General features: G+C 68.3%; 5 protein-coding genes and 1 pseudogene. 3 read left to right on the top strand and 3 right to left on the bottom strand.

From position 1 onward, the window contains the following. The first annotated feature begins 62 nt into the window (after window positions 1-62). Together brxD and ACFQ8C_RS02235 are read left to right on the top strand one after the other, a co-directional pair. Window positions 63-1415 (top strand): BREX system ATP-binding protein BrxD, encoded by a 1353-nt coding sequence (gene brxD / locus ACFQ8C_RS02240; protein ID WP_383451378.1) that lies wholly within the window; start codon window positions 63-65, stop codon window positions 1413-1415. Between the two features lie 53 nt (window positions 1416-1468). After that, entirely contained in the window at window positions 1469-3628 is a 2160-nt protein-coding gene (locus ACFQ8C_RS02235) for a DEAD/DEAH box helicase (protein WP_383451376.1), read from the top strand. Between the two features lie 162 nt (window positions 3629-3790). On the opposite strand, the pseudogene ACFQ8C_RS02230 reads toward ACFQ8C_RS02235, so the two are convergent. The 3 genes and pseudogenes from ACFQ8C_RS02230 to ACFQ8C_RS02220 all read right to left on the bottom strand — a co-directional run. Then, a pseudogene (locus ACFQ8C_RS02230) lies at window positions 3791-3928 on the bottom strand (NUDIX hydrolase); the annotation flags it as partial. Window positions 3929-3959: 31 nt separating this feature from the next. Continuing rightward, a protein-coding gene (locus tag ACFQ8C_RS02225) for an IS3 family transposase (RefSeq protein WP_383451374.1) occupies window positions 3960-5122 on the bottom strand; the annotation gives its coding sequence in 2 pieces (ribosomal slippage) (window positions 3960-4835 and window positions 4838-5122; 1161 coding nt in all). A 344-nt stretch (window positions 5123-5466) separates the two neighbouring features. Then, window positions 5467-12177, bottom strand: coding sequence for a DUF3320 domain-containing protein (locus ACFQ8C_RS02220; protein WP_383451372.1), 6711 nt, complete (start codon window positions 12175-12177; stop codon window positions 5467-5469). A 353-nt stretch (window positions 12178-12530) separates the two neighbouring features. Here ACFQ8C_RS02220 and ACFQ8C_RS02215 point away from each other — a divergent pair, with 353 nt between their 5' ends. Then, entirely contained in the window at window positions 12531-13202 is a 672-nt protein-coding gene (locus tag ACFQ8C_RS02215; RefSeq protein ID WP_383451370.1) for an SMI1/KNR4 family protein, read from the top strand. Window positions 13203-13402 lie beyond the last annotated feature (200 nt).

Genomic DNA, 13402 nt, shown 5'->3' with positions numbered 1-13402 from the left:
TGGATGCCAGGCTTTGGCGTCGGAATCCGGCCAGGTGGGCGGCCGGATGGGAGACTGTTCGGGTGAACGCGTTTGGATCTTCAGCATCAGGGGCCGCCACCCCGATCGGCGTCGTGCGACGGCGCGCCGTGGTGGATGCGCTGCGGCGCGGCGCTGTCCCCGAAAGCGGCCTCGACCTGCTCGCGACCGGCCTGGGCCGCTTCGAAGGGGCAATCGACGAGGAACTGGACGCCGTCGCCGGCGGCGGCTCGGTGTTCAAGGCCGTGCGTGGCGAGTACGGATCCGGCAAGACCTTCTTCACCCGCTGGCTCGGCGAACGCGCCAAACGACGTACCTTCGCTGTGGCCGAAGTACAGGTGTCGGAGACCGAGACCCCCCTACACAAGCTGGAGACCGTCTACCGTCGGCTCACCGAACGCCTGACCACCGTGAGCTTCCCGCCGAGCGCACTGCGGCCGGTCGTCGACGCGTGGTTCTACGCGCTGGAGGAGGACGCACTCGCCGACGGCGCGAGCGAGACCGAGCTGCCGCAGGCCGTGGACCGGCTTCTCACTGCCCGGCTTGCCGAGGTCTCCCGGCATGCCCCCGCCTTCGCCACCGCCCTACGTGGATACAAGCAGTCCCTGGACGCCGGAGACGAGGCCACCGCCGCCGCGGTCATGGCCTGGCTCGGTGGCCAGCCGCACGTCGCCGCAGCCGCCCGGCGCAGCGCAGGCGTCCGCGGCGACCTGGACCACTTCGGTGCCTTCGGCTTCTTGCAGGGCCTGCTCACCGTGCTCCGGGACGCCGGGCACGCCGGACTCGTTCTCGTGCTGGACGAGGTGGAAACCCTCCAGCGGGTTCGTTCCGACGCACGCGACAAGGCACTCAACGCACTGCGGCAGCTCATCGACGAGGTTCACTCCGGCCGCTTCCCTGGCCTCTACCTCGTCATCACGGGAACGCCCGCCTTCTACGACGGACAACAGGGCGTACAGCGACTCGCGCCACTCGCCCAGCGCCTCGCCACCGACTTCACCACCGACCCCCGCTTCGACAACCCACGGGCCGTCCAGATTCGGCTGCCCGGATTTACCGAGCAGTCACTGACCGGCCTGGGCGCCACCATCCGCGACCTGTACGCGGACGGCTCCCAGTCCCCGGACCGGATCAAGCAGCTCGCCGACGACGCGTACCTCACCGACCTGGCACGGGCCGTGGGAGGTGCTCTTGGCGGAAGGGTCGGAGTAGCACCCCGGCTGTACCTGAAGAAACTGGTCGGGGACGTGTTGGACCGGATCGACCAGTTCCCCGACTTCGACCCGCGCACGCACTACAAGCTCACGGTCTCCAGCGGCGACCTCACCGCCACCGAACGGAATTTCGCCGCGCCCACGCCAGCCGCCTCCGCGGACGATCTCGACCTCGAGCTCTGAAGAGCCATTCCTCGAAGCCCCGACCTCTGACGACCAGCGCAGGAGCCATAGACGTGCAGGATCAGCCGCGCGCCACCGACCCGGTGGAACGCCTCGACCCGGTAGTCCTGCACCACATCGTCAACACACTCGGGTGGCCGGATCTGCGCCCCCTGCAGAAGGAGGCCGTACACCCGCTGATGGACGGCGAGGACGCGATCCTGCTCGCGCCGACCGCCGGAGGGAAGACGGAGGCAGCCACCTTCCCGATGCTGTCCGCAATGCGGGAGAAGCACTGGACCGGCACCTCCGTCCTCTACCTTGCACCGCTCAAGGCACTCCTGAACAACCTGGTGCATCGGGTCGACAGCTACGCCCAGTGGCTGGGCCGCCGAGCCGCGCTCTGGCATGGCGACACCCCGGAGTCCGTGCGCCGCCGCATCCGCACAGAGTCCCCCGACTTCCTGCTGACGACGCCCGAGTCCCTCGAAGCGATGCTCATCAGCGTCAAGACCGACCACACGCACATGTTGGGCCGCGTACGCGCCGTCGTCGTCGACGAGGTGCACGCCTTCGCGGGGGACGACCGCGGCTGGCACCTGCTCGCCGTACTCGAACGCCTGGAGCGACTGACCGGCCAACGGATCCAACGCATCGGCCTCTCCGCCACCGTCGGCAACCCCGACACCCTGCTCACCTGGCTCCAGGGCGCCAGCCCCGCCGACCGCCCCGGCCGAGTCGTCGCCCCCGGAGTGACCCTGCCCGCCAGCGGGACCGCATCGGCCGGCGCCGAAAATCTCCCGCGCCCCGCTGGAGAGGTGGAACTCGACTACGTCGGATCTCTCGCCAACGCTGCCAAAGTGATCTCCGCCCTGCACAAGGGCGAAAAACGGCTCGTCTTCTGTGACTCGCGCAAGCAGGTGGAAGAGCTCGGCGCGGCACTACGGGCGCGCGACGTCACCGTGTTCCTCTCCCATGCCTCCCTCGCCGCTGACGAACGTGCTCGCTCCGAGCAGGCATTCGCTGAAGCACGCGACTGTGTCATCGTCTCCACCTCAACCCTCGAACTCGGCATCGACGTGGGCGACCTCGACCGCGTCATCCAGATCGACTCACCCAGCACGGTGGCCTCTTTCCTGCAACGCATCGGCCGTACCGGACGCCGTGCTGGCACCTCCCGTAACTGCCTGTTCCTCGCCACCCGGCCCGACGCCCTCCTCCAAGCCGCTGGCCTCCTCACCCTGTGGACCCGAGGTTGGGTTGAACCCGTCACCCCGCCTCCCTCGCCTCGCCATCTCGTCGCGCAACAACTCCTCGCTGTCACCCTGCAGGAACACCGCCTCGGCGACCGCCTATGGCCCGAACAATGGAACGGTTTGGCTCCCTTCGACCGCTCCGCCGGCCCTCTCTTGTCCCACCTCGTCGAAGGCGGCTTCCTCGACAGCGACGGCGGCATGCTGTTCATTGGCACCGAAGCCGAGAAACACTTCGGCCGACGCCACTTCATGGAGCTGACCGCTTCCTTCACGGCACCGCCTGAGTTCACCGTGCTTGCCGGACGCAAGGAGATCGGGACCACCGACCCCACCGTCCTCACCGAGGAACGCACAGGCCCGCGACGCCTGCTCCTGGCCGGCCGCAGCTGGCAGGTCACCTTTATTGACTGGGCTCGACGTCGCGCCTTCGTCGAACCCGTCGAAAACGGGGGCATCGCCAAATGGCAGGGAAGCGAAGCCCGCGGTCTCTCCTACGCCCTCACCCGCGCCATGCGCGACGTCCTCCTCGGCACCGACCCCGACGTGCGCCTCACGCGCCGCGCCACCGCTACCCTCGCCGAACTCCGCATGGACCGCGCACCCCACGAAGTGCACCCTGCAGGCACCCTCCTCGTCCGCGACGCAGACGCCACCCGCTGGTGGACTTGGGCCGGCTACCGCGCCAACGCCACTCTCACAGCTTCCCTCGGAAACCTTGCTGACCCCGTTCAGCGCCCAACAGACACCCACGTCCGCCTGCGCCAGGACCTCAGTTCGAAGGACTGGAAGGTCGCCCGCTCCGAATTGGCCGAGTCCCTCACCCTGCCCACCGTTGATCCGCGTGCCGTCCGCGGCCTCAAGTTCTCCGCTGCACTCCCACCCCGACTCGCCTCCGCCACGCTCGCTGAACGTCTAGCCGACTTCGACGGCGCGCTTGGCACCGCCCGTGAGCCTGTACGAGTGGAATGGGGCAGCTGAACACCCCGGCGTTTGCGCCGCTGCGGTTAGCAACTGACCGAAGGAGCAGTCCGCACGCCACCCCCTCCGCGATCGAGCAGTCTGCGACAGCTCTGCGTGGGGTGTCTTGCTCTCGCTGCCAGGGCCGTTGAGGCTGGCGAAGGTCAAGGTCTCCGCCATCCCTCACGCCCCCTCATGGATCGGGGAGTCGACGACGGAGACGATGGCCTCCGTGTTCGTGGCGATGAACTCGGCCAGCTCGGGCGGCATCAGGTTCAGCTCGCGCACGGCCTCGGCGGTGAACGGTACCCGGACCACCTGGGTCTGCTGCAAAGTTGGGTGACAGGTTCGGTCACGCGGCCAGGGTGGCCGGTGTGGTCATGACGGTTTCGTATTCGACGGGGGTCAGTCGGCCGAGTGAGGTCTGTCTGCGGCGCCGGTGATAGGTCCGTTCGATCCAGGTCACGATCGCGATCCGCAGTTCCTCACGGGTGGCCCAGGTGCGACGGTTGAGAACGTTCTTCTGCAGCAGGCTGAAGAACGACTCCATGGCGGCGTTGTCGCTGGCCGCTCCGACTCTCCCTATCGAGCCGGACATCTGATGCCGTCCGAGCGTCCGGACGAACTTTCGGGACCGGAATTGCGACCCGCGATCGCTGTGCAGAACGCAGTCGGCGACGCTTCCTCGCCGGGCAACAGCGCTGTTCAGGGCAGCGACGGCCAGACCGGACTTCATCTGGGCGCCGATGGAGTAGCCCACGATCCTGTTGCTGAAGACATCCTTGATCGCGCAGAGATACAACTTTCCCTCTCCCGTGCGATGTTCGGTGATGTCGGTGAGCCACAGCCGGTTCGGGCCGGATGCGGAGAAGTCGCGGCGGACCAGGTCGTCGTGGACCGGTGGGCCGGCCTTCTTGGTCCTGCCGCGCTTCTTGCCGAACACGCTCCACCAGCGGTTGTCCCGGCAGATCCGCCACGCGGTCCGGTCCGCCATCACCGCACCGGTGCTGCGGGCTTCGTCGGCCAGGAAGCGGTAACCGAACTCAGGGTCGTCACGATGGGCGGTGAACAACGCGTTCGCGCGATACGCCTCCTCGAACTCAGCGCCGGTCACCGGCTCCTCGAGCCACCGGTAGTAGGGTTGTCTGGCGAGCTTCAACACCCGGCATGTCACCGCGACGGGCACCCCGTCCCCAGCGAGCTCCCTCACGAGCGGGTAGATCCTTTTCCCGGCAGGTTCGCCTGCGACAGGTAGGCCGCGGCCCGGCGCAGGACCTCGTTCTCCTGCTCCAGCAGCTTGATCCGCCGACGCGCTTCGCGCAGTTCCGCACTCTCCTGACTACTCACCCCGGGCCTGGCGCCCTCGTCGATGTCCGCGCGGCGCATCCACTTCCACAGCGTCATCGCGTGAACACCGAAGTCGGCGGCCACCTGCTCCACGGTCACGCCCGGTCCACGGTTCCTCGCGACCCGCACGACATCCTGGCGGAACTCTTCCGGATAGGGCTTCGGCACAGCGACATCCTTCCCACCTGCCCTACAGGGCAAGCCAGATCAGATGTCACCCGTTCGTGCGGCAGACCCCTCCCCCTCTGGGGCAGTCGATCGGTGGCTCCGCCTCAGCGATGGCGGAGTCGATCTCGGGGATGTGTGTGTCGAGCAGCTCACGGACGGTTACGCATGGCGGTATCCCACCGCCAGGACGGCCGGCACGTCGTAGAGCTCGTCCTCGCCGCACAGCTGTTTAGCAAGCCTGTGTCCGCTCGACGGCGGGCAGCTTCGATTCGCCGACGAGGGTGATGGACGCGACCCACGGCCGCTCGCCGGCAGTCCCGCCGAGCGGCACCACTCGTGACTCGTCAGTCACCATCCGCAGGCATCAGGAAACCGTCCGCTTCACGGACCGCCCCCTTCGCGACGAGCTCGTCCACATCGCGCGTGAGCGCATCCCTGATATCAGGACCCAGCCGTGTCCACCCGAAGAAGCGTGCGACCTCGCGGAGCAGCTCCTCTCGGTGGACGCCCGGACTTTCCTCGACCACATGTCCCACGACGAGCCGCCGCTCGACCGACGGGACCTGCCCCACCTTGCGCGCCACGGTTGCTGTCGGAGTGCGAGCGAAGGCCAACTCCCGGCCGGGAACGTCGTACGCCTCGCCGACTCGCACGATCTGGCCCGCGGAGGAGATCCTCCGCAGCGCTCGACGAACCGAGTCCCGGACCACCGCGCCCGCCCTTGAGATGCCCCAGGCCGAACGGACCCGGGTGAAGATCAGGTCCTCCGTCATCGGGCCCTCAGCCTTGATCACGGAGAGGGCGACGTCGGCGACAACTCCCACGGCGTCCGGGTCTTGCAGCTCCGCATTCCGCATGCCGCGACGCTTGGCGGACGTGACCCGCAGGTTGACCAGTTGAACGTCGACGACCTCCTCATACACCCGGCTCCATGCGGGGGGCCCGTCGTCCACCGCCACGAACGTCACCGACGGCCCCATGTCCACCGCCGTGTCCGGCGTGGCAGATCCCTTTGCGGGAGCCTCCTCGCCGACCGGCTCCTCCGGTGTCACCTGAAACGGGTCCCGCGCGCACGCCTCCTCCACCGCGGCGCGCAGGCGGGCCATCGCGTCCCGGCGGTTGCGGTACCAATCCGTGCCCCAGATGCGGTGCAGATTCCAGCCGAGGTCGCGCAGTACGGCCTCCCGCAGCCGGTCGCGGTCACGGGCCGCGCGCGAGGAGTGGTACATGACGCCGTCGCATTCGATGCCGAGGGCGTAGCTGCCTGGGGCGGCGGGGTGCCTTACCGCCATGTCTACGCGGAAACCGGCGACGCCGACCTGGGGCTGTACGGAGTAGCCCCAGTCGCGCAGGACGCCCAGGACCTCTTCCTCGAACGGGCTCTCCGGCACGGCGTCCGGGTCGGCCGCAGCCGTCTCCAGGACGTGGGGGCCGTGCTCGGCGTACTGGAGGTAGCGCTTCAGGTGCTGGACGCTCTTATTGCTGCTGTCGGCCAGCTCGGAACCATGGAAGGAGGCGACGACCTCCATGCGTCGCCGGGCGCGTGTCACGGCGACGTTGAGACGGCGCCAGCCGCCGTCCCTGTTGATGGGGCCGAATGTCGAGAGCAGCTTGCCCCGATGGTCCGGACCGTAGCCGACGGACAGGATGATGACGTCGCGCTCGTCGCCCTGGACGGTTTCCAAGTTTTTGACGAAGAAGCCGTCGAGACGATCTTCGGTGAAGAAGCGATCGAGGTCGGGTCGGGCGGTTCGTGCCTTCTGGACGGCTTCCTCGATGGCCTCGGCCTGTGCCTTGGACAGGGCGACCACACCCAGGCTGAGCCCCGGCCTGGTGGCGAAGTGGTGGATCACCCGCTGTGCGACCGCCGCCGCCTCGCCCGGGTTGTTGCTTCGACCACCCCGGTCGTAGACACCGTCGGCCTTGAAGAACTCGACGCCGAGGTCCGGACTCTGCTCGTACGCGCCCGGGAAGGTCACCATGGTGTTGTCGTAGAAATCGTTGTTGCTGAAGGCGATGAGGTTCTCGTGGCGGCTCCGGTAGTGCCATCGCAGCGGCAGGCCACGCAGCACGCCACTGGCCTTGCAGGCGTCGAGCACGGACTCGAAGTTGTCCGCGCCCTCCTCGTCCCACTCGTCGTCGTCGCCGTCGCCGCCGGCGCTGAAGAACGAGGTCGGCGGGAGCTGCTTCTGGTCGCCCGCCACGATGAGCGCGCTGCCGCGGTAGACGGAGTTCACCGCGTCCTGCGGCAGCACCTGGGACGCCTCGTCGAAGATGACGACGTCGAAGCGGAAATCCGGCGGCAGGAACTGGCTCACCGTCAGAGGGCTCATCATGAAGCAGGGCTTGATGAGTCGCACGACATCCCGCGTCTCACCCAGCAGCTGCCGTACCGGCTTGTGACGGCGTTTCAATTGCGACTGTCGGCGCAACTCAGCCGCGGGGCCGATGTTGGTCCTCCGCGGGCGGCGGGCATTACACGCCGCGATGACCTCAGCGTGGGCAGCCTCCACAAGGGCGCGATCCGCGTCTCGGAATCGCTCGACGAGCTGATCGCGGTCCGCCGCGCGCATGGGCTTGAGCCGGGCGTCGAGCCCGAGGCGTCGCTCGATCCAGGCGGTAAGGACGGCGCGTTCGACGGAGGCGGGGAAGTCGGCCGCGGACACGCCGCGCTGCGCGAGCTGGGAGGGCAGCCCGTCCAGGCCGTACCGTCGCAACTGCTTGAGAGCCTCGGAGCACGTGGTCCATGCCTCGGGGCCGAAGGGGTCGTTCTCCAGCTGGGACAGACAGGTCGCGGCAGCGGGCAGCGACTCCCGGAGCTCGCGCTGCAGAAGGCGGCTGCGTTGCGCGTCGAAGTGGGCGACGAGGTTGTCCCGCTGGCGCTGCCAGTCGTCGTGGCGGTCGGCCACGGACGTGTCGGCGGGGGCATCCAGCATCAGCCGGGCTGCCGGGGCGGACAGCGGAGCTCCGTGGCCTCCATGTGCTGTCCTGCGTACCTGCTGGGCCCAGTCCAGGGCGTCGAGCACAGCTCCCTTGTCGGTCGCCGCCCCCTGGTAGAGGTCACCGAGCAGCTCCTCGTTGCGTGGGGCGTCCTCGGTGAACCGCGCAACGACCGCCCGCGCGTCGACCACCGCCGTCACTGCCTGGCGAGCCCGTGAGAGGGACAGCCCGCTGTCGGCGTCGGCGACGCGCCCCACAGAGCGGAGGAGGTCGGCCGCGTCCTCGAAGGGTTCGACGTGGGCGCGTAGCCAGCGCGCCGCGTCGTGCAACGGGCCGGCCAGCAGCTGCGCGCCTGCGGCTGCCAGGTGCGGCTGACCGGCGTACTCCTGCCAGGCGCGCAGGTCGGTACGGAGCTGTGGCTCCGTCCGTCGCACAACGGCGTGCGGAACGGGCCGTTCGTCCGCGAGGAAGCCGATAAGACGTGCCCGTCGGGCGGGGTCGGCGAGCGTGTCCGGCGCCAGCCGCTCAACGGTGTGCGCGGTTTCCAGGGCGTCCTGCAGTGCGGCAGTGTCGACGCCGCTGTCCGGTGCGTACTGACCGAGCAGCCTGCGCTGCTCCTCGTCGGCGCGGGTGCCCGGGGTGGATTCGTGGATGGTCCAGGCGCGGTGCAGGAGTTCGAGGATGTCGCTCGGCACCTGCTCTGCACCGAAAGAAAGTGCACGCAGTTCGGCGGGGTCGGTGTCCAGCCCCTGGTACCAGGAACCGCAAAGACGACGGTGAGTGTCCTCCTCGGACGCGAACCTGGCGGTCTCTCGCCGGCTCTCCTGTGCGGCGCCGACCGCCGCCCGGGCGCCTGCGAGCGTGTACGCGAAGTCAGGTCCGTCGTCGCGACGGCCGACGGAAGCGACCGTGTCGATGACGTCGACGGCCCGAGCGAGTGGATCCAGGTGGGCGCGCAGCCAGCGGGCGGCGTCGGACAGAGAGCACTTGGCGAGCTCGTCCGCGACGGCCGCCAGGCGGGGACGTGCCAAATCCTGCCGCCAGGTGTCCAGATCCTCGCTCAGGGCCCCGCAGTGCTCCAGCAGTTCCGGGGCAGGAGTACGACCGTCCGCGACCTGGGCGGCCATCAGACCGCGACGATGCGGGTCCAGGACCGTGTCCGGCGCGAGCCGGTGCACGGAACCGGCGTGCGCCAGTGCCGCCTCTAGAGCAGGCACGTCGGGCAGTTCCGTCCCCGCGTAGCGTCCGAGAAGAACGGCATGCCTACGGGTGAGAGCCCGCAGGTGGTCGTGGGCCGTATGCCAGGCCAGGGCGTGCGGCAGCCGGGCGTACAGCTCATTGCGCCACGAGCCCGCGATCGTCAACGCACCGAGTGCCTTGCGGTCTGCGCGTACCGCGCTGGACAGCAGGCCGCCAATTCCGCGTGAGCCTTCGGACAGGCGGCCTATCAAGTCCGGCAGCCCGGGGGTGACGGCGGTCTCGGGCCTGAAGACGTCCTGCGCAGCCTGCTCGGCCTCAGCGAGCCGGCGCGCGGCGTCGGTGATCTCCCCGCAGGCTTCCCGCACCTGAGACATCACCTCAGGGGCGAGCCACGTGTCCAGCATCCGGTGGGGGGCCGTGGCCAGCTTCACGAGGACGAGCAGCTCTTCGGCCTCCTGCATGCTCCTCGGCCGGTCACGCCCGAGAAGCCTGGCCGTAGCTGCGGCATGCCGCTCTGCGGATTCGAGGGTCGCCCCCAGGTTCGCGAACCAATCGGAGAGCCCCGCAGCCTGTGTACGTGTCAGAGGGCTCAGGTCCAGGCCGGCCGGCTCCAGTCCGGCAAGGTCCTGCTCGGACGCCGGTGGTTCCGTGTCGAGCGTGGCGGGAATCGAGGCCCAACCAGGGCCAGCCTCTACGATCGCGTGTGCCTGTGCGGACAGAACCGTGTCACGTCGGGCGAAGAACGTGCGCAGACCGTCGGCGACGACGTTGACTGCCGCTCTGTCCGCCTCGGATGCTCCCCCGGGCACTAGCCACTGCTCGAGGGGTCGGTGGTCGGCTCCCGCCAGTGCGACGACGTCGCAGAGATCTTCCGCTGCCGCAGCGCTGCCCGGGATGTTCAGCCCCAGCTGCTGCGCAACCTCGGCAAGGGTGCGGTGCGTACGCTCAAGACTGTCCGCGGTCGTCTCGAACTCGTGGGCCAGCTCGTTCGCGTGCTCCTCCGACAGTTCGGAGGGATCGATACCGGCCGGAGAGAGAGTGGCCAGGGCGCGCTCGGCTTCGCTCGGCGCGGGAGTGAGACGCGGTGAGAGTTCCTCCCAGCGGTCCCCTGCCACGGAGCGGGCCGTGGCCTGCGCTCTGACCACCTTCTTGAGAGCGGAGACGAAGTCGTCGACCGGGCTCTCCACCGTGTCGGCGAAGTCGGCACTGGTCAGCCATGTCTCGGGCACCGGGCGGCGTGACTCGATCAGCGCGAGGAGGTCGATGAGCCGACGGACGCCACCTTCCTCATCGATCGGCTCGCCGTCTTGCGAGAGATCCTGGTAGTGCGCCACCGCCGCGGCAAGCCCGTCCCGTGCGGCCATGGCCTGGTCGAGCGCCGGGCGGGGATGGGGACTTCCGGCCTTCAGGTCACGCCAGGGAAAAGACGGATCGGCGACCGCCTGCCAGGCACCGGCAATGGCCTTCGTCGCCTCGATGACGAGGTGCAGGTCCTGTCCGCTGATTGCTGCGGCGTCGAACACCTTCTGCTTGCGGGCACCGCCGTCCGCATCCGAAGCCAGGAAGGCCACATGCGCCTCGGACAGCTGCCCGACCCTGCCGATCACATCGTGCAGGCTCTGGCCGAGTGGCTGGCTGATCTCGTTCATCGCCTCGGCATAGGCGCTGAGGGCCTCGCGCGCCTCGCGGGCTCGGGCGACCGCCTCCTGAGAGAGCCGTGGGGCTCGCGGCTCCTCTTCCAGGGCCCTTCCCAGCTCCTGAGCGACGGCTCGGCGGCTGGTGTTGTGGCTGTGAAGAGGAAGGGCGTACGAGTCGAGACCAACGGATTTCAGCCGATCCAGCACCACGTCGAGCGCGGCAGCCTTCTCACTGACGAACAGCACGCTGCGTCCCGCGTGCATCAGACCGGCGATCATGTTGGTGATCGTCTGGCTCTTGCCCGTACCTGGCGGGCCGTCGAGCACGAAGGACCGCCCTGCGACAGCGGCCGCGACGGCCTGCCGCTGCGACGCATCGGCATCGAGGACGAGCGGGCTGTCCTCCGGCGGACTGAGCTCGTCGATCCGGTCGGCGTCGATCTCTTCGAAGTCGAAGCGGTCTGACGCCAGTCCTGCCTTGGGACCGAGCGCCACTGCCCGTACGAGATCGCTCTTCAGGATACGGGCCTCGTTGTCCAGCAGGTCCTGGTACATCGACTCCTTGTGGGAGGCGAAGAGCGCCAGAACCACGCGCCTCGAAACCTCCCAGCCCGATTTCCCCGCCACCGCGGTGTTGACCGCGTCGATCACGGCGTCGAGGTTCGTCGGATCCTGTTCCGTGACGGGCGACCAGTCGATGTGGAACTGCTCCAGCTTGACCTTGAGCGCAGGGTTGAGACGCGGTTCCTCGTCGTCGTTGGCCACCAGGCGGATACGTCCGTTGGCCAGTCGCTCGATACGCACGGGAAGAAGGAGGAGGGGCGCATCGCTGCTCGTCGACGCGCCGTCCTCACGCCAGCGGAGGATGCCGACACCCAGCTGGAGCGTCCACAGACCGTAGTCGTTGAAGAGTTGGGTGGACTTGCTGCGCAGGCTTGTCAGCGCACGGAGGAGCGCCGGGCCCGTCGTCTTCTGGGTGACGATCCCGTACGCGGCACCATGCCGTTCGGCGAAGCGTGTTTGCGCCTGGCCCCCCTCAGAGTCCTCGGTGGCGGGCTCCTCGTCGGGCAGCGGCGCGAAGTCCCAGCCGCGTTCCAGACCCTCGATGAGTTCCTCAGCCGACGGATGCGCGATCTCCAGGGTCGCCGCCTTGGTGTGCCTGAAGTTGAGGAGCCGATTGCGGCCACTCAGGTCGACGAGCGACGTCCGCCAGTTGGCCAAGATCGCTTTGAACCGCTCCAGCTCTTCACCGCCACCAAAAGCACTCGGGTTTGCCACACTCGTCCTAGCTGCTCGTGTTCTCTCACTGGGCCTCCGAGAAGCGATGTGCCCTAATGAAGCCGCACAAGCCCAGGGCGAAGCCGCTCCCGAGAGAGTGGTGCCCTCCGGCTGCTCCAGTCCCGCCGACCCCCTGATTGGAGAATCCTATGACTCGGGCCCTATGGCGTGAAGAGCGGTGCCCCCTGGCTCCGCCGTCAGCGACGCGGCTTCTCACGTGTTAACTCACCGCACGCGGAGCATCTCCCGGAACCAGGAGTCCAGCGCCGCTCACTTCGTGTGCCCGGTCGACGACTTGCCGGCGCGCCTGTGCTTGCAACCCGGGTGTCGGTGGCTGCACGTACGGTTTCCGCATGTCTGATGAGTGGTGGGTAGGCGTGCGTCGGCGGGTTGAGGCGGCGGGTGCGGCACCTGGGGGCAGCGAGGTGTTCGGGGCGTCAGGGCACAAGTGGGTCGTGGAGGAGCCGCTGACCCAGGACGAGCTTGCCGAACTTGAAGCTCAGATAGGCGTGGGGCTGCCGGAGGAGTACCGGGGCTTCCTGCTTTATGTGGGTGCGGGTGGCGCCGGCCCCGCGTACGGCCTGTTCCCGGTTCGGCGCGTACAAGGTCGCTGGCGTTGGGAAGGCGACGGCGCGGATCTGGCCGACCTGTCGAGGCTTGCCGAACCATTTCCCGACCAGGGCCCGAGCCCGAAGCTGCTCGCCGATCTCCTTGCTCAACGCCCAGAGGAAGAAGACTTCGATGACATCGAGGACTTCGACGACGCCATCGAGGCGTGGGACGAGCGATGGGAGGCTGTCATGTTTGCTTCGGAGCGCACCGTCGGTGCCATCGCGATCTCCCACCTGGGCTGTGCCCAGAGAGAGTGGCTGATCGTCAGTGGCCGACACCGCGGCACGATCTGGTCCGACAGTCGAGTGGACGATGTCGATCTCACCCCGCTCCTCGACGATGACGGTATGCCGGTGAAGTTCGCTCGCTGGTACACCGACTGGCTGGAGAAAGCCGAGAGTACGGCCCCGTAGGCCCGTCGCCTTGTGTGGAGCTATGAGGGGCCGTCCGGGGAAGTCGGCCACGGCAGCCTGTCCGCTCCGAGTAGAAGGGACGAACTGGGCCGTGACGCTCGTTTGACGCTCTGGGCGCCCACCAGTAGGGCGATGAGCAAAGAACGTGGCTCTGACCTGGGATTTTCCGAAGATCGCTCAGGCCGACATCTTTCCGATGA

Source organism: Streptomyces sp. NPDC056503, from assembly GCF_042794995.1.
In the GTDB taxonomy this organism is placed as follows: Bacteria; Actinomycetota; Actinomycetes; order Streptomycetales; family Streptomycetaceae; genus Streptomyces.
Note: the sequence above shows the minus strand (reverse complement) of the source record. Positions and strands in the feature narration are given on the sequence as shown.